Source organism: Blastococcus sp. DSM 46786 (assembly GCF_900109665.1).
Lineage (GTDB): Bacteria > Actinomycetota > Actinomycetes > Mycobacteriales > Geodermatophilaceae > Blastococcus > Blastococcus carthaginiensis.
In genome coordinates this window covers 125,372-150,348 of sequence record NZ_FOAO01000002.1, presented here as the reverse complement: position 1 = coordinate 150,348, position 24,977 = coordinate 125,372, and the positions used below count along the sequence as shown (strand labels likewise).

The 24,977-nt window shown below is 74.6% G+C and carries 28 protein-coding genes; 14 read left to right on the top strand and 14 right to left on the bottom strand.

Annotated features, from left to right (window positions below; genetic code table 11):
• Position 1: 1 nt before the first annotated feature.
• Positions 2–295, bottom strand: a complete 294-nt coding sequence (locus BMW62_RS02740) for a transcriptional regulator (protein ID WP_091929303.1) — start codon at positions 293–295, stop codon at positions 2–4.
• Between BMW62_RS02740 and cobC the strand changes: the two genes are divergently transcribed.
• Together cobC and cobA are read left to right on the top strand one after the other, a co-directional pair.
• A complete protein-coding gene (gene cobC / locus BMW62_RS02735; protein WP_348271443.1) occupies positions 210–1,454 on the top strand; it encodes an Rv2231c family pyridoxal phosphate-dependent protein CobC in 1,245 nt (414 codons plus the stop codon). The two genes, BMW62_RS02740 and cobC, sit on opposite strands and share 86 nt — an antisense overlap.
• An 11-nt stretch (positions 1,455–1,465) precedes the next feature.
• Entirely contained in the window at positions 1,466–2,689 is a 1,224-nt protein-coding gene (cobA, locus tag BMW62_RS02730) for a uroporphyrinogen-III C-methyltransferase (protein ID WP_244523794.1), read from the top strand.
• On the opposite strand, the gene BMW62_RS02725 is transcribed toward cobA, so the two are convergent.
• Both BMW62_RS02725 and BMW62_RS22440 read right to left on the bottom strand, forming a co-directional pair.
• Positions 2,686–3,315: a class F sortase gene (locus BMW62_RS02725; RefSeq protein ID WP_091929301.1), complete on the bottom strand. Its 630-nt coding sequence runs from the start codon at positions 3,313–3,315 to the stop codon at positions 2,686–2,688. The two genes, cobA and BMW62_RS02725, sit on opposite strands and share 4 nt — an antisense overlap.
• On the bottom strand, positions 3,293–4,129 hold the full coding sequence (locus BMW62_RS22440; RefSeq protein ID WP_170852188.1) for a hypothetical protein: 837 nt from the start codon (positions 4,127–4,129) through the stop codon (positions 3,293–3,295). The genes BMW62_RS02725 and BMW62_RS22440 overlap by 23 nt, the downstream gene beginning before the upstream one ends.
• 255 nt (positions 4,130–4,384) lie before the next feature.
• On the opposite strand from BMW62_RS22440, the gene BMW62_RS02715 reads away from it, so the two are divergent.
• Genes BMW62_RS02715 through BMW62_RS02705 form a run of 3 tightly spaced genes read left to right on the top strand, consistent with a single transcriptional unit; the run spans position 4,385 to position 6,447 of the window.
• The gene (locus tag BMW62_RS02715; RefSeq protein ID WP_244523793.1) at positions 4,385–5,287 is read left to right on the top strand and encodes an ABC transporter ATP-binding protein; all 903 of its coding nucleotides are present in this window, start codon (positions 4,385–4,387) and stop codon (positions 5,285–5,287) included.
• On the top strand, positions 5,284–6,138 hold the full coding sequence (locus BMW62_RS02710) for an ABC transporter permease (protein WP_091929299.1): 855 nt from the start codon (positions 5,284–5,286) through the stop codon (positions 6,136–6,138). The genes BMW62_RS02715 and BMW62_RS02710 overlap by 4 nt, the downstream gene beginning before the upstream one ends.
• 3 nt (positions 6,139–6,141) lie before the next feature.
• Positions 6,142–6,447 carry a helix-turn-helix transcriptional regulator gene (locus BMW62_RS02705; RefSeq protein WP_091929298.1) on the top strand — a complete coding sequence of 102 codons (306 nt, stop codon included), beginning with the start codon at positions 6,142–6,144 and terminating at the stop codon, positions 6,445–6,447.
• 199 nt (positions 6,448–6,646) lie between these two features.
• On the opposite strand, the gene ygiD is transcribed toward BMW62_RS02705, so the two are convergent.
• A complete protein-coding gene (gene ygiD / locus BMW62_RS02700; protein ID WP_170852187.1) occupies positions 6,647–7,498 on the bottom strand; it encodes a 4,5-DOPA-extradiol-dioxygenase in 852 nt (283 codons plus the stop codon).
• A 91-nt stretch (positions 7,499–7,589) separates the two neighbouring features.
• Complete coding sequence (locus tag BMW62_RS02695) at positions 7,590–8,288, bottom strand: (2Fe-2S)-binding protein (RefSeq protein WP_091929297.1); 699 nt, start codon at positions 8,286–8,288, stop codon at positions 7,590–7,592.
• Between the two features lie 133 nt (positions 8,289–8,421).
• Between BMW62_RS02695 and acs the strand changes: the two genes are divergently transcribed.
• The 3 genes from acs to BMW62_RS02680 all read left to right on the top strand — a co-directional run bounded on the left by acs (position 8,422) and on the right by BMW62_RS02680 (position 11,961).
• Positions 8,422–10,368, top strand: a complete 1,947-nt coding sequence (gene acs, locus BMW62_RS02690) for an acetate--CoA ligase (protein WP_091929296.1) — start codon at positions 8,422–8,424, stop codon at positions 10,366–10,368.
• Between the two features lie 160 nt (positions 10,369–10,528).
• Positions 10,529–11,029, top strand: coding sequence for a phage holin family protein (locus tag BMW62_RS02685; RefSeq protein ID WP_091929295.1), 501 nt, complete (start codon positions 10,529–10,531; stop codon positions 11,027–11,029).
• A 5-nt stretch (positions 11,030–11,034) separates the two neighbouring features.
• Positions 11,035–11,961, top strand: a complete 927-nt coding sequence (locus BMW62_RS02680; protein WP_091929294.1) for an alpha/beta fold hydrolase — start codon at positions 11,035–11,037, stop codon at positions 11,959–11,961.
• A gap of 172 nt (positions 11,962–12,133) precedes the next feature.
• On the opposite strand, the gene BMW62_RS02675 is transcribed toward BMW62_RS02680, so the two are convergent.
• The 5 genes from BMW62_RS02675 to nth are packed head-to-tail and all read right to left on the bottom strand — an operon-like array spanning position 12,134 to position 15,924.
• The gene (locus BMW62_RS02675) at positions 12,134–13,315 is read right to left on the bottom strand and encodes a MarP family serine protease (RefSeq protein ID WP_091929293.1); all 1,182 of its coding nucleotides are present in this window, start codon (positions 13,313–13,315) and stop codon (positions 12,134–12,136) included.
• A 2-nt stretch (positions 13,316–13,317) separates the two neighbouring features.
• Positions 13,318–13,806, bottom strand: a complete 489-nt coding sequence (locus BMW62_RS02670) for a plastocyanin/azurin family copper-binding protein (protein ID WP_244523792.1) — start codon at positions 13,804–13,806, stop codon at positions 13,318–13,320.
• Entirely contained in the window at positions 13,803–14,555 is a 753-nt protein-coding gene (locus BMW62_RS02665; protein WP_091929292.1) for an NUDIX hydrolase, read from the bottom strand. The genes BMW62_RS02670 and BMW62_RS02665 overlap by 4 nt, the downstream gene beginning before the upstream one ends.
• Positions 14,552–15,124, bottom strand: a complete 573-nt coding sequence (locus BMW62_RS02660) for a TlpA family protein disulfide reductase (RefSeq protein ID WP_091929291.1) — start codon at positions 15,122–15,124, stop codon at positions 14,552–14,554. The genes BMW62_RS02665 and BMW62_RS02660 overlap by 4 nt, the downstream gene beginning before the upstream one ends.
• Positions 15,124–15,924 (bottom strand): endonuclease III, encoded by an 801-nt coding sequence (gene nth, locus BMW62_RS02655; RefSeq protein WP_091929290.1) that lies wholly within the window; start codon positions 15,922–15,924, stop codon positions 15,124–15,126. Before nth ends, BMW62_RS02660 begins: the two co-directional genes overlap by 1 nt.
• 100 nt (positions 15,925–16,024) lie before the next feature.
• Between nth and BMW62_RS02650 the strand changes: the two genes are divergently transcribed.
• Together BMW62_RS02650 and BMW62_RS02645 are read left to right on the top strand one after the other, a co-directional pair.
• Entirely contained in the window at positions 16,025–16,264 is a 240-nt protein-coding gene (locus BMW62_RS02650; protein WP_091929289.1) for a hypothetical protein, read from the top strand.
• 145 nt (positions 16,265–16,409) lie between these two features.
• Positions 16,410–17,084: a Crp/Fnr family transcriptional regulator gene (locus BMW62_RS02645; protein WP_091929288.1), complete on the top strand. Its 675-nt coding sequence runs from the start codon at positions 16,410–16,412 to the stop codon at positions 17,082–17,084.
• Between the two features lie 294 nt (positions 17,085–17,378).
• Here BMW62_RS02645 and BMW62_RS02640 read toward each other — a convergent pair whose 3' ends face one another.
• The 3 genes from BMW62_RS02640 to BMW62_RS22435 are packed head-to-tail and all read right to left on the bottom strand — an operon-like array spanning position 17,379 to position 18,813.
• Positions 17,379–18,170 (bottom strand): NUDIX hydrolase, encoded by a 792-nt coding sequence (locus tag BMW62_RS02640; protein ID WP_091929287.1) that lies wholly within the window; start codon positions 18,168–18,170, stop codon positions 17,379–17,381.
• Entirely contained in the window at positions 18,167–18,646 is a 480-nt protein-coding gene (locus BMW62_RS02635; protein WP_091929286.1) for a RidA family protein, read from the bottom strand. The genes BMW62_RS02640 and BMW62_RS02635 overlap by 4 nt, the downstream gene beginning before the upstream one ends.
• Positions 18,643–18,813: a DUF4177 domain-containing protein gene (locus BMW62_RS22435; protein WP_091929285.1), complete on the bottom strand. Its 171-nt coding sequence runs from the start codon at positions 18,811–18,813 to the stop codon at positions 18,643–18,645. The genes BMW62_RS02635 and BMW62_RS22435 overlap by 4 nt, the downstream gene beginning before the upstream one ends.
• Before the next feature lie 159 nt (positions 18,814–18,972).
• Here BMW62_RS22435 and BMW62_RS02625 point away from each other — a divergent pair, with 159 nt between their 5' ends.
• From BMW62_RS02625 to BMW62_RS02615, 3 genes are read left to right on the top strand one after another with little or no spacing between them, the layout of a single operon-like run.
• Complete coding sequence (locus tag BMW62_RS02625; RefSeq protein ID WP_091929284.1) at positions 18,973–19,965, top strand: ATPase BagA; 993 nt, start codon at positions 18,973–18,975, stop codon at positions 19,963–19,965.
• The gene (locus tag BMW62_RS02620; RefSeq protein ID WP_091929283.1) at positions 19,965–21,206 is read left to right on the top strand and encodes an ATPase BagB; all 1,242 of its coding nucleotides are present in this window, start codon (positions 19,965–19,967) and stop codon (positions 21,204–21,206) included. The genes BMW62_RS02625 and BMW62_RS02620 overlap by 1 nt, the downstream gene beginning before the upstream one ends.
• Positions 21,207–21,247: 41 nt before the next feature.
• On the top strand, positions 21,248–23,497 hold the full coding sequence (locus BMW62_RS02615) for a transglycosylase domain-containing protein (protein WP_244523791.1): 2,250 nt from the start codon (positions 21,248–21,250) through the stop codon (positions 23,495–23,497).
• 60 nt (positions 23,498–23,557) lie between these two features.
• Here BMW62_RS02615 and BMW62_RS02610 read toward each other — a convergent pair whose 3' ends face one another.
• Positions 23,558–24,010, bottom strand: coding sequence for a GatB/YqeY domain-containing protein (locus tag BMW62_RS02610; protein WP_091929282.1), 453 nt, complete (start codon positions 24,008–24,010; stop codon positions 23,558–23,560).
• A gap of 51 nt (positions 24,011–24,061) precedes the next feature.
• Here BMW62_RS02610 and BMW62_RS02605 point away from each other — a divergent pair, with 51 nt between their 5' ends.
• Positions 24,062–24,973, top strand: a complete 912-nt coding sequence (locus BMW62_RS02605; RefSeq protein ID WP_091929281.1) for a metallophosphoesterase — start codon at positions 24,062–24,064, stop codon at positions 24,971–24,973.
• Positions 24,974–24,977 lie beyond the last annotated feature (4 nt).

Here is a 24,977-nt window from a genome sequence, read left to right as displayed (position 1 = left end):
CTCAGGCCCCGGTGATCCGGCGCAGTTCGGCGACGTGGGCGTCGAAGGCGGCCCGGCCGGCCGGGGTCAGCGCGAGGCTGGTGCGCACGCGGGAGGCGCGGGTGGCCTTGCGGACCCGCACGTAGCCGGCCTCCTCGAGCTGCCTGACGTGCTTGGAGAGCACCGAGTCGCTGACGCCGACCTGTTCGCGCACCGCCGCGAAGTCCATCGTGTCGACGACGGCGAGCAGTCCGCAGACCTGCAGCCGGGGCGGCGCGTGCACGACCGGGTCGAACCGCGGCTCGACTGCGGCCACAGCTCGGCGACGTAGATGCGCCTGCTGCACGGCGCCGTGGTCTCATGACCGCCGACCCCGTGTGCGACAGCGAAGAGGAGACGTGACCGATCTGCGGCACCACGGCGACGCCGAACTGGCGCCCGGCCTGGTCGACCTCGCCGTCAACGTGCGGGCCGGGACGCCGCCGCCGTGGTTGCGCGAGGTCCTGCGGGAGGCGCTGGAGGACAGCGCGCGCTACCCCGTCCTCTCCCCCGCCCGCACCGCCGTCGCCGCCACCCACGGCCGCGACCCGGCCGAGGTGCTGCTCGCCGCCGGTGCCGCGGAGGTGTTCGTGCTGCTCGCCCGCGCCCTGCGGCCCCGGCACGCCGTCGTGGTCCACCCCTCGTTCACCGAACCGGAGGCCGCGCTGCGGGCGGCCGGCCACCCGGTGACCCGGCTGCTCCTCCGCGGGGCCGACGGCTACCGGCTCGACCCCGCCGCCGTCCCCGAGGACGCCGACCTGGTGGTGCTGGGCAACCCGACCAACCCGACGTCGGTGCTGCACCCGGCCGCGGACCTCGGGGCCCTGACCCGCCCCGGCCGGGTGCTCGTCGTCGACGAGGCGTTCGCCGACACCGTGCCCGGGGAACCGGAGTCGCTGGCCGGGCGCACCGACCTGCCCGGCCTGGTCGTCGTGCGCAGCCTGACCAAGACGTGGGGCCTCGCGGGCCTGCGGGTGGGCTACGCGCTGGGGCCGGCGGACCTCGTGGCCGCGCTCGCCGCCGGGCAGCCGCCGTGGCCGGTGAGCACCCCGGCGCTGGCCGCGCTGGCCGCCTGCACCACCCCGGCTGCCCGCGCCGAGGCGCACGAGGCCGCGGTCGCGCTCGCCGGCCACCGCGCGGCGCTGCTGGCCGCGCTCCCGCCGGAGGTGGCGGTCCTGGGCACCCCGCGGTCCTCGTTCGTCCTGCTCCACGTGCCCGACGGTGCACGGGTGCGGCAGGAGCTGCGCGACGCGGGCTGGGCGGTCCGCCGCGGCGACTCGTTCCCGGGCCTGGGCGCCGACCACCTGCGGGTCGCCGTGCGCGACCCGCAGACCTCCCGCGCGTTCGCCGCGGCGCTCGCTGGGATCCTGTCCGGGTTGCCCCGGTCCGGCTCCGCGGAGGAGACGGCGACCGGCGTCCCCGAGGAGATCTGCTGAACGCCACCCCGGTGCCCCCCGAGTCGGGCACGGTCTACCCGGTCGGCCTGCGGCTGCGCGGCCGGTCGGTCGTCGTGGTGGGCGGCGGCCGGGTCGCCCACCGGCGCGTCGCCGGGCTGCTGGAGGCCCGCGCCCGCGTCACGGTGGTCAGCCCCGAGGTCACCCCCGCGCTCGAGTCGCTGGCCGCGGCGGGCAGGGCGACGTGGCACCGGCGCACCTACCGGCCCGGCGACCTCACCGGCGCCTGGTACGCCGTCGCCGCCACCGACGACCCGGCGGTGAACGCCGCGGTCGCCGACGAGGCCGAGGGCGCCCGCATCTTCTGCGCCCGCGCCGACGACCGCGCCGCCTCGAGCGTCTGGACGCCGGCGGTCGGCCGGCAGGGCGACCTCGTCGTCGGCGTGCACGGGGGCGGCGACCCGCAGCGTGCGATCGGGGTGCGCGACGCGATCGTCGCCGGCCTGACCGACGGCAGCATCCGCGACCGCGCCGCGCGGCCGACCCCCGGCGGCAGCGTGGTGCTGGTCGGCGGGGGCCCCGGTGACCCCGGCCTGATCACCGTCCGCGGCCGCCAGGCCCTGGCCACCGCCGACGTCGTCGTCGCCGACCACCTCGGCCCCCAGCCGCTGCTGGCCTCCCTGCCCCCCGAGGTCCAGATCATCGACGCCTCGAAACTGCCCCGCGGCCGCTCCATGGCCCAGGAGACCATCAACGACCTCCTCGTCGCGCACGCCCGGGCCGGGCGCCGCGTCGTCCGCCTCAAGGGCGGGGACCCCTTCGTCTTCGGCCGCGGCTACGAAGAACTCCAGGCCTGCACCGCCGCCGGGATCCCCGTCGAGGTCGTGCCGGGCATCACCAGCGCCGTCGCCGTCCCCGCCCTGGCCGGCATCCCCGTCACCCACCGCGGCCTCACCCACGAGTTCGTCGTCGTCTCCGGCCACCTGCCGCCGGGCCACCCGCAGTCGCTGGTCGACTGGGCCGCCCTGGGCCGGCTCCGCGGCACCCTGGTCGTCCTCATGGGCGTCGACACCGCCCCCGCCATCGCCACCGCGCTGATCGGGCACGGCCGCGCGCCGGACACCCCCGTCGCCGTCGTCACCGACGGCTCCACCCCCACCCAGCGCGCCCTGCGCACCACCCTGGCCGACCTCCCCGCCACCCTCACCCAGCACGGAGTCCGCCCCCCGGCGGTCTGGGTCGTCGGCGAGGTGGCCCGGCTCACCCCGCAGGGCTAGGCACCGCCGGCCACGGTCGCGAACACCACGGTGTTCTCCGTGCTCGTGCCCGCGGCGTCGTCGAACTCGCCGCCGCAGGTCACCAGCGCGACGTCGGCCTCCGCGGGGTGCCCGTTGAGCGCGTCGGAGAGCGCCGACGTCGCCTTGTCCAGACCGGTGAGCGGTTCGCCGAGCACGGTCAGCCGCAGCGCCGCACCCCTGGCGTCGCGCAGCACCACCTCGTCGCCGGGAGCGAGTTCGTGGAGGCGGTTGAAGACGGCGTCGCCCCCGTCCTGCTGGTGCCCGAGGACGACCGCCATCTGCCCCGACCCGGGCGCGGGCCCGTCGGACCACCACGAGGTGGTCAGCATCGACTCCGGGACGCCGTAGCCCTCGACGGTGCGCCCGGTGAACGGGTTCTCGTACGTCGCCGTGCCGCGGTGCTCCACGGGCGCGTCGACGCCGATCGCGGGGATGGCCAGCCAGGCGGGTTCGATGGGCCCCGCGGCCGCCTGCTCCGACAGCGCGAGCACGTCGTCCCCGGCCGGCGGGCGGGCGGTGACGACCCACAGCACCGCGAGGCCGGTCGCCAGCACGACGACGAAGGCTGCGACGGTGCGGAGGTCAGGCCCCCGGGTCGGCCGCACGACGAGACCTCAGCCAGCCGGCGCTCCCCGCACCGGCCGCGAGCGCGAGGACCAGACCGGCGAGCGCCGGAGGCACCCCGTCGTCCTCCGCGTCCCCGGCGGTGGGCGCGTACCCCGGGTAGGCGACGGGCTGGGCCACCGGGTGCTCGACCGGCGCGGCGGCCGCCGGTGCGGGCACGTGCGGCGGCTCGGGGGGCTCCTCCTCGGCCGGCGGCGCGGGCACGCACGTGGGCAGGGTCTCGGCCAGCAGCTGGAGGCCCTCGACGACGGACGAATCGGCGAGCACCGCGGGGTCGAACGCCCCCTGCAGCCCCTCCCCCAGCCCGAGCAGCCCCTCGAGCCCGCCACCGCCGGCCAGCCCCTCGAGCGCCGTCCCCAGCTCGGTGACCACCTCGACCAGCTGCACGGGCACCGCCACGAGCCCCGCGACGACGAGCTCGACGGACTCCACGATCCCGGCCACGCAGCTCTCCGGGAGCTGCAGCGCCGCGCCGAGCTGCTGCAGCGCCGCCTCCAGCTCGGCGGGCACCTCCACGGCAGGCACCGGGACGACCTCGGGCTGCTGCTCCTCCCCGTCCGCGGCCGGGTCCGCGTCGTCACCGGCCGGCAGGCCGGGGAGCGCCGGCGGGGTGCCGGGTCCGCCGGTTCCCCCGTCCAGGAGGTCGGTCACCGGCTGCAGCGGGTCCGACGGTCCCACCGGCTCGTCCGCCCGGGCGAGGCCGGGGACAGTCGCGAGCGCGACGGCGAGCCCGGAGGCGACCAGGGCCCGGCGGCCGCGCGGCCCTCCGGGGCGGGGCAGGGAACGCGACGACAAGGAGGGCCTCCCGGTGCTGATTACGTGTGACGCCACTTGCACAGCCGTAACGAGGCCTGGGCGCGGGGGTGACGGAGGCGTCCGTCCTCGCGGAGCGCCCTCGCTCTCCGTGCACGTCCGACTGCGCGAAGCTCGTCCCGGCGTTCGCTCGCATGGCACTTGTGCTGCGGATGTAGCACTCCTACTATCTCCGGCACAACGAGCGCACAGGGGTGTGGCGGCATGGAACCTCGGCAGGACGCGTCAGGTGGAGCGGTGGTCCGGACCAGCGGGCTGCGGATGAGCTACGGCGACCAGGAGGTCCTCTCCGGCGTCGACCTCGAGGTGCACCCCGGCGAGGTGGTCTGCCTCCTGGGCCCGAACGGCGCCGGCAAGACCACGACCATCGAGATCCTGGAAGGCTTCCGGCTACCGTCGGCCGGAGAGGTCCGGGTGCTCGGCGAGGACCCGGCCACCGCCGGCGACGCCTGGCGGGCGCGCGTGGGGGTGGTGCTGCAGTCCTGGCGCGACCACGCGCGCTGGACGCCGCGCCGGCTGCTCACCCAGCTCGGCGGCTATTTCGAGCCGTTCTCGACCCCCGAGCGGCCGCGCCCCTACGAGGTCGACCACCTGCTCGCGACCGTCGGCCTGGCCGAGCACGCCGACCGGAAGATCGGCACGCTCTCCGGCGGCCAGCGCCGGCGGCTGGACGTCGCGGTCGGCATCATCGGCCGGCCGGAGCTGCTCTTCCTGGACGAGCCCACGGCGGGCTTCGACCCGCAGGCGCGGCGCGACTTCCACGAGCTGGTGCACCGGCTGTCCGACCTGGAGGGGACGAGCATCCTGCTCACCACCCACGACCTCGCCGAGGCGGAGAAGTTGGCCGACCGGATCCTCATCCTGGCCCACGGCCGGATCGTCGCCTCCGGCAGCGCGGACGAGCTCACCCGGCAGGTCGCCGGCACGGCCGAGGTCCGCTGGGCCTGCGGCCCGGACCGCTTCGTCCACCCGACCGACGACGTCGTCGGTTTCGTCCGCCGGCTGTTCGAGGAGCACGGCGACCGGCTCACCGACCTCGAGGTCCGCCGCGCCAGCCTCGAGGACACCTACCTGGCGATGGTGCAGCGCGCCGAGTCCGGCCGGCCGGCCGGGCCCGTCCTGGAGGAGGTCACCCGGTGAATCCCACCCGGCACGCGATCGGCCTGGGCCTGCGCCGCGGCTGGACGGAGTTCGTCCTGAGCCTGCGCAGCCCGCAGGACCAGGGCTTCTACCTGTTCACCGCCGTCGGCACGCTGGTCTACCTGTGGTTCAACCGGGACAACGAGCTCGAGGGCACCGGGCTGATGTACCCGACGTACGCGCTGCCGAGCATCCTCGGGGCGCTCGTCGCCTTCGGCGTGGTGATCGGCCCCGCGTTCGCGCTGGCGATGGAGCGCGAGGACGGCACCCTGCTGCGGCACAAGGCGCTGCCGCATGGCATGCAGGGCTACGTGACCGGGCAGCTGACCTACCACTCCCTCGGTCTGCTCCCCTCGCTGCTGACCATCCTCGTGCCGAGCTTCCTGCTGTTCGACGGGTTGATGCACGGGGGCGCGGCCGGGTGGCTCACGGTCGCCTGGGTGGTCGTGCTCGGGCTGCTGGCGACGCTGCCGCTGGGCATGATCCTGGGCTCGGTGGTGCCCAGCACGCAGAAGGTGGGCACCTGGGGGATGCTGCCGGTCCTGCTGCTCACCGCCATCTCGGGGATCTTCTTCCCGATCCAGGTGATGTGGGGTTGGGTGCAGGCGATCGCGCAGGTCTTCCCCGTCTACTGGATCGGCCTGGGGCTGCGGTCGGCGTTCCTGCCGGACTCGGCGGTGACCGTCGAGCTCGGCGACTCGTGGCGCACCGGCGTCACGGTGCTGGTGCTCGTCACGTGGGCGGTGCTCGGCGCACTGGTCACCCCGCGGGTGCTGCGCCGGATGGCCCGCCGGCAGTCCGGGTCGCAGGTGCAGGCGGCCCGCGAGGCCACCCTGCAGTGGGTGCACTGATCGGTGGCTGCCGACCGCCCCGCCGCCGACCGCCCCGCCGCCGACCGCCCCGGCGACGCCGTCCACAACCGGATCGCGCTGCTGCGCGCCGAGCAGCAGGTGACCCGGCGGGAGCTCGCCGACGCCCTCGGCGTCCACTACCAGACGGTCGGCTACCTCGAACGCGGCGAGTACAACCCGAGCCTGCACCTGGCGCTGCGCATCGCCGAGTTCTTCGGCGTGCCGGTCGAGGCGGTGTTCTCGACGCGCCCCTTCCCGCGGATCACCGACCTGCACCGCGCCGCCGACGAGAACCCCCGCACCGCGTAGCGCCACCCTGGGGCGCACGGCCCAGCGCCACCCCTGGGCATAGGAAGCTATTCATGCGTTCTCGCGCCAGGAACGCATGAATAGCTTCCTATGCCCCAGTCGGCGACCCGCTGGAACGGCCTCTGGCGAGCTGCTGGAACGGCCCCTTCGCAGGGGCCCACCGCGAGCGCAGCGAGCGGTGGGGGGCGAAGGGGTCCTCCTAGATGTTCGCGCCGTCCGGCGGCGGGCCCTCGGGCAGCGCCGCGGCGACGCCCGACCCCGACAGCTCGGGGGCGTCCATGCCCACGCTGTACGCGGTCATGGACAGCGATCCGTAGGCGTACCCGTCGACGAGCACGTCGACCGGTGCGTCGGTGGCACCGGCGACGCCGGCGACGTAGAGCAGCGGCAGGAAGTGGTCCGGCGTCGGGACGGCGAGGTCGAAGTCGCGGTGCCCGTCCAGCCGGCCGACGTCGGTGGGGTCGGTGAGCATGCACTCCTTGGCGGCCTCGTCGAACCGCTGCGCCCAGTCGAACCCGGCGTCGGGCAGCGCCCGGCTGACGCCGCCGAGGTTGTGCACGACGTTGCCGCTGCCGATCACCAGCACGCCGTCCTCGCGCAGCGGTGCCAGCGCCGCTCCGAGCTGGAGGTGGTAGTCGAAGGACTTCAGCGCGTTGATCGACAGCTGCACCACCGGGATGTCGGCATCGGGGAAGGCGTGCATCAGCACCGACCACGTGCCGTGGTCGATGCCCCAGCTGTCGTGGTCGGCGCCGACCCACGCCGGGTGCACGATGTCGGCCACCTCCTCGTACAGCCCGGGCAGCCCCGGGGGCTCGTAGCGGACGTCGAAGAGCTCGCGCGGGAAGCCGAAGAAGTCGTGGATGGTGCGCGGCCGGGGCATCGCGGTGATCGCGGTGGCCTGCACGTACCAGTGCGCGGAGACCACCAGGATGGCCCGGGGCCGGGGCACGGACCGGCCGAAGGCGCGCCAGGCCTCCGTGTAGCGGTTCCTCTCCAGCGCGTTCATCGGGTTGCCGTGACCGAAGAACGCGGCAGGCATCACGGACATCCGGCCCTCCCTGGTCGCCTCGACTGCGGTCGCCCCGCGATCATCGCCCCGGGGACGGCGGAGTGCGAGGGGGCGCCTCCGGCTGCACCGATCAGCCGCGGAGGGCGGCGTCCTCGAGCAGGATCTGCCGCTCGGCCGGCGGGCGCCGCGGGCAGGACAGGCAGGTGCCGCCGCCGGGCAACCGGTCCACCAGGCAGCAGGACACCCGCGCGGTGAACCGCACGCCGTCGACGTCGACGTAGCGGGGCACCGGCAGCGGCGGACCGACCGCCTCGGCCAGCGGGGCGGCCAGGGCGGTGACGGCGGGGACGTCGCCGAGGGCGCGCCCGAGGGTCAGCAGCCCGTTGGCCAGCGAGTCGGTGGCGATCGCCCAGAGCGGGCGCGGACGCATCCGGCCGGCCGTGGCCACCGCCGGGATCACCGCCGTCAGGCACTCCCGCAGCTCGGCCGCGGGATCCCCCGCGGCGGCCGCGGAGACCGCGGCCACGGGCAGCCCGCCGGGCCCGAGGACGACCGTGGTGTCCGCCGGGCGGGCCGACAGCGGGCGCCCGACCGCGAGGCCGGCCAGCACGGGAGCCATCAGCACCGCCGACGCCGAGTACCACCACACCGTCGCGTGCACCCGCAGGTCACCACCGCCGCGGGCCGCGCGCGCCGCCAGGACCGGGCCGAGCCACGCCGGGTCGGTGAGCCGGTCGGCCGGCACCGCCGGGGCCCCCGTCCGAGGGACCAGGCCCAGGACGGCGGCGCCGGGGATGCGGGCCGCGACCTGCGCCTGCGGACCGCTCACCGGGCCAGTGTGGCCGGTCGTCGCTCCGCACGTCACATGGGGCAGACGACCGGGCGCCACGGCCATACGGTGTGTCGTGGCACACGCTGCACCGCCGCGGACGGCACGCGGCGCCGGACTCGGGAGGGACCCCATGAGCGAGACGACCCAGGTGGACGGCCGGAGCTTCGCCCCGCCCGAGGCACTCGCGGCCCAGGCGAACGTCGGACCCGACGTCTACGACGAGGCCGCTCGCGACCGGCTGGCGTTCTGGGAGTCCGCGGCGCGCCGGCTCACCTGGGAGCAGGAGTGGGACACCGTCCTCGACTGGGACGACCCGCCGTTCGCGAAGTGGTTCGTCGGCGGCAAGCTCAACGTGGCCTACAACTGCGTCGACCGGCACGTCGAGGCCGGTCACGGCGAGCAGGTGGCCTACCACTGGGAGGGCGAGCCCGGCGACACCCGCACGATCACCTACGCCCAGCTCAAGGACGAGGTCTGCAAGGCGGCCAACGCGCTCACCGAGCTCGGCGTCCAGGCCGGCGACCGCGTCGCGATCTACCTGCCGATGATCCCCGAGGCGATCGTCTCGATGCTGGCCTGCGCCCGCATCGGCGCGGTGCACATGGTGGTCTTCGGCGGCTTCTCCGCCGACGCGCTGGCCAGCCGGCTCGACGACGCCGGCGCCGTCCTGGTCATCACCGCCGACGGCGGCTACCGCCGCGGCGCCCCCAGCGCGCTCAAGCCCGCCGTCGACGACGCGGTGGGCCGCAGCCCCGGCGTCCGGAACGTCGTCGTGGTGAAGCGGACCGAGCAGGACGTCGAGTGGGCCGAGGGCCGCGACCTGTGGTGGCACGACGTGGTCGGCCGGCAGGCCGCCGAGCACACCTGCGAGTTCTTCGACGCCGAGCACCCGCTCTACATCATGTACACCTCGGGCACGACGGCGAAGCCGAAGGGCATCCTGCACACCTCCGGCGGCTACCTGACCCAGGTCGCCTACACCCACTGGGCGACGTTCGACCTCAAGCCCGACACCGACGTCTTCTGGACCGCGGCCGACGTCGGCTGGGTCACCGGCCACAGCTACATCGTCTACGGGCCGCTGGCCAACCGGGCCACCTCGGTCATGTACGAGGGGACGCCGGAGACCCCGCACCGCGGCCGCTGGTTCGAGCTGATCCAGAAGTACGGCGTGACGATCCTCTACACCGCGCCCACGGTGATCCGCACGTTCATGAAGTGGGGCGAGGACGTCCCGGCCGGCTTCGACCTGACGTCGCTGCGGCTGCTCGGCTCGGTCGGCGAGCCGATCAACCCCGAGGCCTGGAGCTGGTACCACCAGCACGTCGGCGGCGGCCGCTGCCCGATCGTGGACACCTGGTGGCAGACCGAGACCGGCGGTCACATGCTCAACCCGCTGCCCGGCGTCACGTCGCTGGTGCCGGGGTCGGCGCAGGTGCCCTTCCCGGGCATCTCCGCGAAGGTCGTCGACGACGAGGGCAACGAGCTGGCCGACGACTCCACCGGCCTGCTGGTGATCACCGAGCCGTGGCCGTCGATGCTGCGCACCATCTGGGGCGACGACGACCGCTACGTCGACACCTACTGGTCCCGGTTCGGCAACATGTACTTCGCCGGTGACGGCGCGAAGAAGGACGCCGACGGCAACATCTGGCTGCTCGGCCGGGTCGACGACGTGATGAACGTGTCCGGCCACCGCATCTCCACCACCGAGGTCGAGTCCTCGCTCGTCGGCCACCCGACGGTCGCCGAGGCCGCCGTCGTCGGCGCCAGCGATCAGACCACGGGCCAGGGCATCGTCGCCTTCGTCATCCTCCGCGGGAACGCCGAGGACTCCGGCGACGAGCTGGTGCAGACGCTGAAGACGCACGTCGCCAAGGACATCGGCCCGATCGCCAAGCCGCGCCAGATCATGGTCGTGCAGGAGCTGCCCAAGACCCGCTCCGGGAAGATCATGCGCCGGCTGCTGCGCGACATCGCCGAGAACCGCGAACTGGGCGACGTCACCACGCTGACCGACTCGTCGGTGATGAACATGATCAAGGAGAAGCTGCCCACCGCCCCCGCGGAGGGCTGACCTCACGGGCATAGGAAGCTTTCCCTGCGTCTCGGGCCCCCGACCCGCAGGTAAAGCTTCCTATGCCTCCCCCCGACCTGGGGATCGGGACGCGCGGGCCCGGTGCCCATGGGGCACGATCGTCCTGACCAGCACCGTCCGACCGGAGGAGGAGCCACCCGTGGCCCACAGTGTGTCGCCCACCCGCGCCGACGGCAGCAGCGCGGCGGCCGAGCCCTCGATCGGCACGCTGGTGCAGAGCGCCATGGCCGACGTCTCGACGCTGATCCGTGGCGAGGTCGAGCTGGCCAAGTCCGAGATCGGCGCGTCCGCGAAGAAGGGCGCCATCGGCGGCGGGATGTTCGGGGCGGCGGGCGTCGTCGCCGGCTTCTCGATGTTCTTCCTCTTCATCGCCCTCGCCGAGGGGCTCACCGCGCTCGGCGTGCCCCGCTGGCTGTCCTACCTCATCGTCTGGGTGGCGCTGATCGTCGTCGCCGGCCTGCTCGCGCTGATCGGCAAGCGCCTGATCAAGAAGATCGAGAAGCCCGAGCGCACGATCGAGTCGCTGCGCGAGCTGCCCGAGGTGATGCACCGCGAGGCCCCGGGTGCCCGGCGCCGTGACGTGCCCACCGTGAGCGGCGGCAAGGTCCAGCTGCGCGGCAACGGGCCCTACCGGGTCTGAGGCCGGTGACCGTCCCCGCGGACGGCCGTCCCGACGCCATCAGCGTCCTGCTCCCGGGTCCGTGGACCCACCGCGACATCTCCGCCAACGGCGTGCGGCTGCACGCGGCGGAGGCCGGTGACGGGCCGCTCGTGCTCCTGCTCCACGGCTTCCCGCAGTTCTGGTGGACCTGGCGCGCCCAGCTCACCGGCCTGGCCGAGGCCGGGTTCCGGGTGGTCGCGCCGGACCTGCGCGGCTACGGGGCCAGCGACAAGCCCCCGCGCGGCTACGACCTGCCCACCCTCTCCTCCGACGTCGCGGCGCTGGTGCGGGCGCTCGGCGAGCGCGACGCCGTCGTCGTCGGCCACGACTGGGGTGGACTGCTCGGCTGGACCGCGGCCGCGCTGCACCCGCGGGTGGTGCGCCGGCTGGTCGTCGTCTCGATGGCCCATCCGCGGCTGCTCCGGGCCGGCATGGCCGACCGCCGGCAGCGGCGGGCGCTACGCCACGCCCTGGGTTTCCAGGTGCCGCGGCTGCCGGAGCGGCGGCTGACCCGGGCCGACGACGACCCCGTCGCCGACCTGATGCAGCGCTGGGCCGGGCCGGAGTGGGCCCGCACCGCGGACTTCGCCGCCGCCGTGGAGCGCTACCGCGCCGCGGCGCGCATCCCGCAGGCCGCCTACGGCGCGATGGAGTACTACCGCTGGGCCGGCCGGTCGCAGCTGCGACCCGACGGCCTGCGCTACGCCCGCCGCATGGCGGCCCCGGTCACCGCACCGACCCTGCAGCTGCACGGGGCGGCCGACCCGTACGTCCTCCCCCGGACGGCGCACGGCTCGGGCCGCTACGTCGCCGGGGCGTACGAGTGGCGCGAGCTCCCCGGCATCGGCCACTTCCCCCAGGAAGAAGCCCCCGACGAGGTCACCCGCGCCATCGCCGCCTGGGCGCGGTGACCCGCAGGTCACCGCGCGGAACGGCCCCCGGCGAGGTGCTGGAACGGCCCTGGTGACGTGCTGGAACGGCCCCGCTGCAGGGTCCCGCCGCGAGCGCGGTGACGTGCTGGAACGGCCCCCGTTCAGGGCCCCGCGCCGAGCCTGCGAGGCGTGGGGGGGAACGGGGGTCCTTCTACTCGCAGGGGCCCGTCGCGACCTCGGTGCGCGCTACGTTGCCCGCCTCCGCGGCCCGGGCGACCTGGGGGCCGGTGAGGGCGTAGCCGGTCTGCGGGTCGTCGATCGCAGAGGCGAAGACGACGCCCAGGACGCTCCCGTCGGGGGCGAACAGCGGACCGCCGGAGTTGCCGGCGCGCACCTGGCCGAACAGGGCGTACACGTCGCGGACGACGGTCTGCGCGTTGCGGAAGTCGGGCCCGCTGATCTCGCCGCGGTCGCGCACCCGCGCAGGTCCGACGTACAGCGGCCCGCCCCCGGGGTATCCCATGATGATCGCGTCGTCGCCGGAGTCCGCCGTCCCGGGCGTGAACCGCAGCGGCACCTGCGGCAGCCCCGGCACCGCGAGCACCGCGACGTCGATCTCCTCGTCGACGACGACCGGGACCGCGTCGTACTCCCGGCCCTCGGCGACCACCACCGGGTCGGTGACGCCGGCCAGCACGTGGGCGTTGGTCATGACGCGCTCGGGGGCGTAGACGAAACCGGAGCCGTCGATCTGCCGGGAGCACGATGGCGCCACCCCGCGGATCCGCACCACCGAGCCCTGCACCGAGGCCACCACGGTGCTGTTCTGCAGCTCGGGGTCGGGGGCCGGGACCTCCCGCGCCTGGGTGGGGGTGAGCGGGTCGAGGACGTCGGGCAGCCCCCGTCGGTCGATGGCCTCCCGGAGGTCCTCGTAGACCGCGCGCACCTCGTCGGGGACGGCCCGGTCCACGGCCTGGACCAGCGCCGACTGGCGCACCTGGCCGGAGACCTGGGGGAACGGCGAGCTGGCCAGCGGGGAGGCGACCATCCACGCGACCAGCAGCACCGCCGCCGCCGACACCACGGCGCCGGCCACGGAGTCGACCATCTTGGCCGGCTCCCAGGTGACCCGGGAGCGCAGCGCCCGGCCCGCGGCGCCGGCCAGGATCTGGCCCAGCAGCGCTCCGGCGAGCACGACCACGAGGGCGGCGAAGACCCGGCTGACGCTGGAGCCGTCGATGCGATCGGCGACCGGTCCGGCCAGCTGCGCCCCGAGGACGGCCCCGCCGAGGAAGCCGAGGATCGAGGTGGCGGAGACCAGCAGGCCCTGCCGGAACCCGGACAGGGCGAACAGCAGCGCCAGCGTGATCAGCAGCAGGTCGACCAGGGACACCGCTACCCGCTGACCGTCATCGTGCCCACCTGCCCGAGCTGGAGGTGGAAGGTGCAGGCGAAGGGGTACTCGCCCGGCGTCGACACCTCGAACTCGATCGTCTTCTCCTCGCCGGCGGCGAGCATGGAGATGCCGGCGTCGATCGGCTCGGGCAGCTCCTCGTCGGTGAACTCGAGGTTGTGCGGCATGCCTTCGGCGACGTTCACCAGGGTCAGCCGCACCGGCCCCGGCGCGACCGTGAAGGTGTCGGGGGTGAACACGTAGTCGTCCTGGGTCTGGAGGGTGACCTCCTGGACGCCGTCCTCGGCGATCGTCACCTCGCCGAGCCCCTCGGGGATCGGCGCCTCGGCGACCTCCTGCGCCGCGCCGCCACCGCCACCGCAGCCGGTCAGCAGGACCAGCACGGCGGCCAGCGCGACGACCCGGCCCCGTCCAGGGGCTCGCCACGAGCGTGCGAACGGGAAGGGGGACGAGGGCCTGCTCCTGGTCATCGGGGCCGAACCGTACGCGCCGCGGCGCCGTCGGGCGCGGGATCGGCCACCGTCGGCGCGGCGCTGTCGCTCGCCGGGTCGTCGTCCCCGGAGCCGGGCAGGGTGTACGGGCGGAGCCGCTCGGGGCCGATCGGCCGGACGTCGGTGGCGTCCCACGGGCGGGCCAGCCCGGCGGCCTCGAGGATCGCGTCGAGGAGCCCGGCGGTGAAGCCCCACACCTCCATGTCGGCGACGCAGAACGCCGGCCCGATGAAGCCGGCCGGGTGCCGCAGGCGGTAGCGGTTGGCCGGGTCGACGAGGTCGGCGAGCGGCACCCGGGCGACCCGGGCCACCTCGTGGGGATCGCCGACCGCGACGTCCCGCGGGTCGTCCCACCAGCCCACGACGGGGACGACGAGCCGGTTCGACGGCGGCAGGAACAGCTCCTGGAGCGTCGCCACGACGCGGACGCCGGCGGGGTCGATGCCCGCCTCCTCGTGCGCCTCGCGCAGCGCGGTGCCCACGGGGAAGTCGTCCCCCGGGTCGACCCCGCCGCCGGGGAACGCGGGCTGGCCCGCGTGGCTGCGCAGGTGGGGGGACTTCTCGATCAGCAGCAGGTCGGGGCCGGCCGGCCCCTCGCCGAACAGGATGAGGACGGCGGACCGGCGGGCGGTGGCGGTCGCCTGCGGGATGCGGTGGCGCAGCGGGAGGTCTTCGGCGCGCTGGACCAGCCGCTGCAGGTACGCGGGCAGCCCGTCGGTGCCGGTCACAGCTGCACCCCCAGGTGCTCGGTGACCAGCCCGCGCAGCTCGTCCACCGAGCTGACCGGGCCGGCCTCGGTGTGCACGAGCGCGCCGCCGGCGTCGACGAAGTAGGTGAACGGCAGCACGTTCAGGCCCAGCTCGGCCATCAGCTCGCCGTCGCCGTCGAACGCACTGGGGAAGGTGACCCCGGCGTCCTCGGCGAACGAGGCGGCCTGGGGCAGCCCGTCCTTGCTGATCACGCCGACCACCCGCACCTGGTCGCCGGCGATCTCGGAGAACTCCTGCAGGAGCGGCATCTCCTCGCGGCACGGCGGGCACCAGCTGCCCCACAGGTTGACCACCATGGGGACGCCGGGGGCGCGGGCCAGGTCGAGGGAGCCGCCGCCGGGGCAGTCGAAGGAGAGCGGCGGCAGGCGCTCGGCACCGGCGGCCTCCGCCGCCGGCTGCTCCGGGCAGGCGGCCAGCACCTCGGCGGGGGACGACGTCGGCGACGGCGCCGCGACTCCCGGGCTCTCGCCGGAGCTGCAGCCGGCGACGGCGAGCAGCGCGACGGCGCCCAGCGCGAGACGGCGCATCACTCGGTGTCCGAGGCGGTCGGCGTCTTGACCAGCTTGAGAGCGAGCTCGGGATCGACCGGGCCGATGCCGAACGACGGGCACCACTGCGCCAGGCCGCACGCGCCGCAGGCGGCCTTCTTCGCGTGGCACACCCGGCGGCCGTGGAAGATCACCCGGTGGCTGAAGTCGGTCCACTCCTTCTTCGGCACCAGCTGGGCGATCTCGGCCTCGACCTTGACCGGGTCCTCCTCCTCGGTCCAGCCGAACCGGCGCACGAGGCGGCCGAAGTGCGTGTCGACGGTGAGCCCCGGGACGCCGAAGGCGTTGCCCAGCACGACGTTCGCCGTCTTGCGCCCCACGCCCGGCAGGGTCACCAGGTCGGCCATCCGGGCCGGGACCTCGCCGTCGAAGCGCTCGACCAGGGCCTGGCTCAGCCCCAGCACCGAGTTCGCCTTGGCCCGGAAGAAGCCCGTGGGCTTGAGGATGGTCTCCAGCTCCTCGCGGTCGGCGCCGGCGAGGGCGACCGCGTCGGGGTAGCGCGCGAAGAGCGTCGGCGTCACCTTGTTGACCATCTTGTCGGTGGTCTGCGCCGAGAGGACCGTGGCGACCAGCAGCTCGAAGGCGTTGGTGAAGTCGAGCTCGCAGTGCGCGTCGGGGTGGAGAACGGTCAGCTCGCGGGCCATCCGGCGGGCCCGGCGGGTACGGGCGAGCGGGGTCTCCCCCGGGTCGTACGGCGACGCCCCGGTCCGTGCGGCGGGGGTGGGGCGGCGGGCCCGGGTGGGGCGCGCGTAGGCCGGTGAGGACGCGGGGGCGGACACGCGGTCGAGGGTATGCGGCCCTGCTGACCCTCTTCCCGCGTGCCATGATCGAGGACGGACCGCTTCCCCCGTCCCGCCGACGATGCAGAGGAGATCGGGATTGGTCGCCCTCAGTGTCATCCTCTTCCCCCCGCTGCTGATCGCCTTCCTGCTGGTGATGGAGCGCGTCGAGGAACCCCTCCGCCGCCCCGCGTCCTCGCGCGAGGTCAGCGAGTTCCTGGACACGGCGACGCCCGGCGAGGTCGACACCCTCGCGACCTCGGGCATCCGGCGCGCGCTGTTCCGCTGGCGGCGTCGTCGACACCGCGGCCGGCGCTCCCAGAACCCGCCGCTCGTCTGAGCCGGGCGACCCGTCGTGGCGCCGGTCATCTCGCTCGGAGGGGGGACTCCGGTGCCACCGATCGGGTGACCGACCGCACAGCCGCCTAGACTCTCCGTCGGGCGCGGGCACACCTGCGCCCGCAGACAGTGCGAGAGGACGTGCAGTGGACGAGGTGCTGGCCCAGTCGGGGCTCTTCCAGGGGCTCTCCGAGGACGCGGTGGACCCCGTCATCAGCCGTCTGGAGACGATCACCCTCCCCCGGGGTCGGGTGGTCTTCAACGAGGGCGAGCCGGGCGACAGCCTCTACATCGTCATGACGGGCAAGATCAAGCTCTCCCGCCGGTCCCCGGACGGCCGGGAGAACGTGCTCGCGGTCATGGGGCCCTCCGACCAGTTCGGCGAGCTCTCGGTCTTCGACCCGGGGCCGCGCACCGCGACGGCCACCGCCGTCACGGACGTGAAGCTGGCGCGGATGCCGCAGTCGGTCCTGCTGCCCTGGATCGAGGCGCACCCGGAGATCGGTGAGCAGCTGCTGCGCGTGCTGGCCCGCCGCCTGCGCCGCACCAACGACTCGGTCGCGGACCTGATCTTCACCGACGTCCCCGGCCGCGTGGCCAAGGCGCTGCTGCAGATGGCCGACCGGTTCGGCAGCCGCGACACCGACGGCCTGCGGGTCAAGCACGACCTCACGCAGGAGGAGCTGGCCCAGCTGGTGGGCGCCTCCCGCGAGACGGTCAACAAGGCGCTCGCCGACTTCGTGCACCGCGGTTGGATCCAGCTGCAGGGCAAGTCCGTCGTCGTCCTCGACGAGGAGCGCCTGCGCCGCCGCGCGCGGTGACACCACCGGACCGCTGAACGCGGGAGGCCCAGAACCACGACGGTTCTGGGCCTCTCGCGTTCACTGCCCCCGGCGTCGACGCAGCGGCTCAGCGGATGTCGGGACGGTTCCTGGCCGCGGTGTGGGCCCGGAGGGTCCCCCGCGGGAACACGGGCAGCGGCTCAGCGCCGATCGGGAACGGCACCTGGCCGCGGTGTGGGCCCGGGGCGGGGCCCGGAGGGTCCCCCGCGGGAACACGGGCAGCGGCTCAGCGCCGATCGGGAACGGCACCTGACCGCGGTGTGATCCGGAGGATCACGAAGAAAGCGGCACGGCCAGCCTGATGCGGGTGCCGTCGGGCAGCACCGCCCAGCGACCGTCGGGCGTCTCCTCGAACCGCGGGCTGATCGGGTGCATCGGCTGCGGCGGCGAGCCGGCCAGCGCGGCGGCGACGTCGGGGAACCCGGTCAGCTGGCCCAGCGTGTGGGACGTCGGTGGCAGCATCGGGCGGGTCCCGGCGTCCAGTTCCGCCAGGGCGGCGGCCGGGCGCAACCAGGCAGCCTCGTCGGCCTCGCCGGACACGTCCCGCGCCTCCTGGCCCACCGGCAGCGCGGCCGCGAAGAACTTGGTGTCGTAGCGGCGGGGCTCGACCGGCGGGGTGATCCAGTGCGCGAACGGGCGCAGCAGGTCCGACCGGAGGGCCAGCCCCCGCTCGGCGAGCAGCTCGGCGAGCGACAGCTCGCGGCTGAGCAGCCCCTGCCGCTGCCGCTCCCAGTCGTCGCCCGAGACGTCCGGCACCACGCTGCCGTCGGGCAGGCCGGCCAGCAGGACGCCGGCCTCCTCGAAGGTCTCGCGCACCGCGGCGCAGACGAGTTCGCGGGCCGTGCGCTCGTCGCAGCCGAAGGCGGTGGCCCACTGCGCCGGGGCGGGGCCGGCCCAGCCGGTCTCGGTGTCGCCGTCGCGGGGGTCCACGCCCCCGCCGGGGTAGGCGGTCATCCCGCCGGCGAAGGGCATCCCCTTCGTGCGCCGCAGGAGGTAGACCTCCAGCCCCGGCTCCCCGTCGCGCAGCAGCAGGACGGTCGCCGCCTGCTTGGGCTCGGCGGTCACCGCAGCTCGACGGTGAGCTCGACCTCCACGGGGGCGCCCAGCGGCAGCTCGGCCACGCCCACGGCGCTGCGGGCGTGCTGCCCGGCCTCGCCGAAGATCCGGCCCATCAGCTCGCTGGCACCGTTGACGACGCGCGGCTGCCCGGTGAAGCCCTCGACGCTGGCCACGTACCCGACCACCCGGACGATGCGGGCCACCGAGTCCAGTCCCACCAGGTCGTCGACGGCGGCCAGCGCGTTGAGCGCGCAGACCTTGGCGTCGGCCGCGGCGGCCTCGACGTCGACCGATCCGCCGACCTTGCCGGTGCGGCGCAGCCCGCCGTCGACGAACGGCAGCTGGCCGGAGGTGAACACCAGCGACCCGGCCCGCACGGCCGGCACGTAGGCGGCGACGGGCGCGGCCACCGGGGGCAGCCGGATGCCCAGCTCGGCGAGCCGGGCGTGCCAGCCCTGCGCCGGTGCGCCGGGCGCGGTCACACCGGCCGCTTGAGGTAGGCGACCAGCTGCTCGGCCCCACCAGGGCCGGGGAGCACGGTGACCAGCTCCCAGCCGTCGACGCCCCAGGAGTCCAGGATCGCCTTGGTGTTGTGGATGAGCAGCGGGATCGTCGCGTACTCCCACTTCTGGCGGGCGGTTTCGCTCATGGGGCCGACGCTAGCGCAGCCCCTCCGGCGAGGGGCCGCCACGGCCACCCTGCAGGGTCCCGGGCCGGGCTCGCGAGACCCGGGGGCACCTGCGGGCGGCGGCCGTGAGCTCCGCGACGGCGAGGGGCAGGAGCATCGGCCGGCTCATAGGCTGGGGCGGTGCCCCCCGAACTGACACCCACGCGCCTGCACGTGGTCACCGGCAAGGGCGGGACGGGCAAGACCACCGTCGCCGCCGCCCTGGCCCTGGCGCTCGCCGCCGACGGGCGGTCGGTGCTCCTCGTGGAGACCGAGGGACGGCAGGGCATCGCCCAGCTGTTCGACACCCCACCGCTCCCCTACGAGGAGCGCCGGGTCGCCGTCGCGCGCGGCGGGGGCGAGGTCAAGGCGCTGGCCATCGACGTCGAGGAGGCGCTCCTCGACTACCTGGACATGTTCTACAACCTCCGGCGGGCCGGCCGGGCGCTGCGCAAGATGGGCGCCATCGACTTCGCCACCGCGATCGCCCCGGGCCTCCGCGACGTGCTGATCACCGGGAAGATCAAGGAGGCGGTCACCCGGCGGCGCGACGGCCGGCCCGTCTACGACGCCGTCGTCGTCGACGCACCGCCCACCGGGCGGATCACCCGCTTCCTCGGGGTCACCGGGGAGATGTCGCAGCTGGCCAGGTCCGGCCCGATCAAGACCCAGAGCGACGGCGTCATGGCGGTGCTGCGCTCCCCGCAGACGGCGGTGCACCTGGTCACGCTCCTGGAGGACATGCCCGTGCAGGAGACCGCGGACGCCATCGCCGAGCTGCAGGCCGCCGGGCTGCCGATCGGCTCGGTGGTCGTGAACATGGCCGCCGAGCCCGTGCTGCCGCCCGACGCCCTGTCCCGTGCGGTCGCCGGCGAGCTGACCGGCGCCGACCTCGCCCCCGCGCTGGGCGCCGCGCACCTGCCCGGCGCCGGGCAGCTGGCCGACGCGCTGGTCGCCGAGGTCGTCGAGCACGCCCGCCGCTGGGCCGCGCAGGACGCGCTGCGCGCCCAGGTCGAGGCGCTGGGCCGCCCGACCGTCGAGGTCCCGCTGATGCCGGGGCCCATGGACCTCGGCTGCCTGTTCGAGCTCGCCGGGCGGCTCGAGGAGCACCTGGCCGCGGCGGTGGCCCGCTGATGGCCGCGGACACCGCCACGACCGGGACCCCCGCCGGCGCCCGCGCGCCCCGGCAGGCGCCGGCCATGGACCTCGCCGAGCTGATCGCCGACCGGCAGACACGCATCGTCGTCTGCTGCGGCGCCGGCGGCGTGGGCAAGACGACGACGTCGGCCGCCCTCGCGCTCGCCGCCGCGGAGGCCGGGCGCACCGTCGTCGTGCTGACGATCGACCCCGCCCGCCGGCTGGCCCAGTCGCTCGGGCTGACCGAGCTGGACAACGAGCCGCGGAAGGTCGACATCTCTGGTGGCGCGGCCACGGGGGCGCCGGGCGAGCTGCACGCGATGATGCTGGACATGAAGCGGACGTTCGACGACGTCGTCACCGCTCACTCCACGCCCGAGCGCGCGCAGCAGATCCTCGACAACCCCTTCTACCAGGCGCTCTCGTCGTCCTTCGCCGGCACGCAGGAGTACATGGCGATGGAGAAGCTCGGGCAGCTGCGGGCCAGCGACCAGTGGGACCTGATCATCGTGGACACCCCGCCGTCGCGGTCGGCGCTGGACTTCCTCGACGCCCCCAACCGGATGGGCCGCTTCCTCGACGGCACGATGATCCGGCTGCTGATGGCGCCCAGCCGGACCGGCTTCAAGTTCGCCAGCGCCGGTTTCCTGTTCTTCAGCCGGATCATCAGCAAGATCCTCGGCGGGCAGCTGCTGCGCGACATCTCCGCCTTCGTCGCCGCGCTGGACACCATGTTCGGCGGGTTCCGCGAGCGCGCCACGGCGACCTTCGAGCTGCTGCGCCGTCCCGGCACGTGGTTCGTCGTGGTCGCCGCCCCCGAGCCCGATGCGCTGCGCGAGGCCTCCTACTTCGTCGACCGGCTCTCGGCCGAGGGCATGCCGCTCGCCGGGCTGGTCGTCAACCGCACCCACCCGCCGGCCACCACCGCCCTGTCCGCGACCCGGGCGGAGGGCGCCGCCGAGGAGGTGGCCGAGAGCGGGGACGACGGCGCCGCGCTCGCGGCGGCGGCCCTGCGCGTGCACGCGGAGCGGATGCAGCAGGCCACCCGCGAGCAGCACCTGGCCGACCGCTTCACCAGCGCCCACCCCGACGTCGCGCTGCGGACGGTGCCGGCCACCGCCGGTGACGTGCACGACCTCGAGGGGCTGCGGATGATGGCCGCCGCCCTGACCGGGCCGGACCACGACACGCCGACCGGCACGCCGCGGACGCGCGTCCTCCCCGCGCGCCGCGGCTGAGCACCGCTCTCACCCGTCCGGGCGACGTACCCTTGCCCGCGATGTCGGAGAACGCGCGCGCCACGACCTGTCTGCTCGCCAAGCTCGCCGCGACGATCGTCGTCGCGGGTGCGCTGCTGGCAGGACTCATGCTGCCCTGGATCGGGGGCCCGGGCCTGGCGGCGCGCAACTCCGTGTCGCTGCTCGACGCCCTGCCGGTGGAGCTGACCGACAAGACGCCGGCCGGCGTGACCCGCGTGCTGGCCTCGGACGGTTCGCTCATCACGAACTTCTACGAGCACAACCGCACCCCGGTCGCCTCCGACCAGATCGCCGACGTCATGAAGCAGGCCCTCGTCGACATCGAGGACTCCCGCTTCTACGACCACAACGGCCTGGACGTGCAGGGCACGCTGCGCGCGCTGGTGAAGAACGTCGCCGCCGGCGAGGTGCAGGAGGGTGGCTCCACCCTCACCCAGCAGCTGGTGAAGCAGACCCTGCTGCAGACGGCCACCACGCCGGAGGACCGGGAGGCCGCCGACGCCGAGACCGTCGGCCGCAAGCTGCGGGAGGCGCGGCTCGCGCTCGCCCTGGAGGACACCTACTCCAAGGACGAGATCCTCACCCGCTACCTGAACATCGTGTACTTCGGGCAGGGCGCCTACGGCATCCAGGCCGCCGCCCAGCGCTACTTCAGCGTGAACGCCGCCGACCTCACCCTGCCCCAGGCGGCGATGCTCGCCGGGCTGGTGCAGAGCCCGTTCTACGACGAGCCGATCAACAACCCGGAGAACGCCCAGATCCGGCGCAACCAGGTGCTGCAGCGCATGCACGACCTGGGCCACATCACCGCGCAGCAGCTCAGCGAAATCACCCCGACGCCGGTGGAGGTCACCCCCGGCCAGGCCCCGCCGAACGGCTGCATCGACGCGTCGATCGGCGGCTTCTTCTGCGACTTCACCCGGCAGTACCTGGTCCAGGAGCTGGGGCTGACCAAGGCGCAGCTGGACAAGGGCGGCCTCACCATCACCACGACGCTGCGCCCCGACATGCAGCGCGCCGGTGACCAGGCCGTGCTGGACACCGTGGCCATGGGCGCGGACACCGTGGGCGTCTACGACGTGATCCAGCCCGGCACCGGGCAGGTGCTCGCGATGAGCGTCAACCGCCGCTACGGCTGCGACGCCCCCGAGTGCGAGTCGGTGAACTTCGCGTCCATCCCCACCAAGGGCTCGGGCTCGACCTTCAAGATGTTCGTCGCAGCCGCGGCGCTGGAGCAGGGCCTGCCCGCCAGCCACACGATCACCGCGGACGAGCCCTACGAGTCGAAGGTCTACGAGAGCTACGACCCCGAGACGCAGGAGATCGGGCCGTACTCGATCGGCAACGTGGGCAGCAGCTACCCGCGCACGCTGACCATGACGCAGGCGCTCTACATGTCCTCCAACACCTACTTCCTGGCGCTGGAGGACGCGCTCGGCCGCATCGAGCCGGCCGTCCGCATGGCCGAGCGGCTGGGCATGACCTTCGACTACTCGGTCACCCAGACGCCGGCGCAGCAGATCATCGACGAGAACCGCCCGTCCTTCGCCTTCGGCACCGACGGCGTGAGCCCGCTGGACCTGGCCAACGCCTACGCGACGGTCGCCGCCCGCGGGGTCAGGTGCACGCCCACCCCGGTGCTGTCGATCACCACGCCGAACGGGGAACCGCTCCTCGGCGAGGACGGGCAGCCGGTGGTCGGGGAGAACGCCTGCGAGCAGGTGATCGAGCCCGGCATCGCCGACACCCTGAACCAGATGATGATCAAGGACGTCCAGCCGGGGAACCGGCTGCAGACCGGTGCCCGGGCGCACATCCCCGGCCACCAGATCGCCGGCAAGACCGGCACGGTGAACGAGCGGGACTCGGTGGCCTTCGTGGGCACGACGCCCCAGTACGCCGCCAGCGTCATGGTGTTCCGCCCGCGGGACACCAACGACGTGGGCAGCTACGGCGGCGGGCTGCCGGCCGGCATCTGGCGCCAGGCGATGGCGCCGATCCTGACCAACCAGGAGGCCGTGCCGTTCCCGCCGGCCGACCCGCGGTACGCCGGCCGCGGCGTCGACGCCGCCCCGCAGGGGCCTACCCGGTTCCAGGACAACGCGTCCAGCCGCTCAGGCAACCGGTCCGGCACCACGGCCGGGAACACCACCCCGCCGCCGGCGGAGCCCGAGGCGCCGGAGCAGCCGGAGGCGCCGGCTGAGGCGCCGACGGAGCCGCAGGCCGGGACCGACACCGGCGCCCCGGCGCCGGAGACCACGACGAACTGAGCCGCAGACGATAAGGGGCCGGACCGGCAGGTCCGGCCCCTTGTGCGTTCCCGGGGGGGATCAGCCCAGCTGGCGGCGCACCTCGGCGGCGACCCTCGAGCCCTCGGCCCGGCCGGCCACAACGCCGTTCGCGGCCCCCATCACCTTCCCCATGTCCTTCATGCCGGAGGCACCGGTGCGGGTGATGACGTCGGCGACGATCGCGGTCAGGTCGGCGTCGTCGAGCTGCGCCGGCAGGTAGCCGGCCAGGACCTCGCCCTCCGCCTGCTCCCGCGCGGCCTGCTCGGTCCGTCCGGCCGAGCCGAAGGCCTCGGCGGCCTCGCGGCGCTTCTTCGCCTCCCGGCGGAGCACGGCCTGCACCTCGTCGTCGCTGAGCTCGCGGGACTCCTTGCCCGACACCTCCTCGGCGCTGACGGCGGCGAGCACCATGCGCAGCGTGGCGGTGCGCAGCTCGTCGCGGGCCTTCATGGCGGTGGTCAGGTCGGTGCGTAGCTGTTCCTTGAGGTCGGACACGGGTCAAGCCTTGCACGACGCCGCACCCGGGGGCGCCCGTAGGCTCGGCGGGTGCGCTGGTACACCGCCCTCCCCACCGCCGCCGTCGCCTCCGGCACGGCCGTGACCGCCTACGCGAGCCTCTACGAGCGCACCAGGTGGACGCTGCGGCGCTTCGACGTGCCGGTGCTCGCCCCCGGGTCGGCGCCCCTGACGATCCTGCAGCTCTCCGACCTGCACATGACGGCGGGGCAGCGCAGCAAGCAGGAGTGGGTCGCGGGCCTGGCCGCGCTCGAGCCCGACCTGGTGGTCAACACCGGTGACAACCTCGCGGGCTTCGACGCCGTGCCGCCCACCCTGCGCGCACTGGACCCCCTCATGGACCGGCCGGGGGCCTTCGTGCTGGCCAGCAACGACTACTTCGCCCCGCGGCCGAAGAACCCGCTCAAGTACTTCAAGCGCGACCACAAGCGGGTGCACGGCGACGAGCTGCCCTGGCGAGACCTGCGCGACGGCATGCGCGACCGCGGCTGGCTGGACCTCACCAACGCCCGCGGGGAGCTCACCGTGGGCGGGCGCCGCATCGTCTTCGCCGGCGTGGACGACTCGCACGTGAAGCGGGACCGCTACGACCTGGTCGCCGGCGCGGCCGACCCGGACGCCGACGTGCGGATCGGGCTGGCGCACTCCCCCGAGCCGCGGGTGCTCGACCGGTTCGCCGCCGACGGCCACGACCTGCTGCTCTGCGGCCACACGCACGGCGGCCAGCTGCGGGTGCCCTTCTACGGCGCGCTCGTCACCAACTGCGGCATCGACCGCGACCGCGTGCGCTGGCTGCACCGCTGGGCGGAGCCGACGCCGGCGCACCCGGCCGGCACCTGGCTGCACGTATCGGCCGGTCTGGGCACCAGCCCGTACGCCCCGGTGCGGTTCGCCTGCCTGCCCGAGGCGACGCTGCTGACCCTCACCGCGCGACCGTCCTGACCCG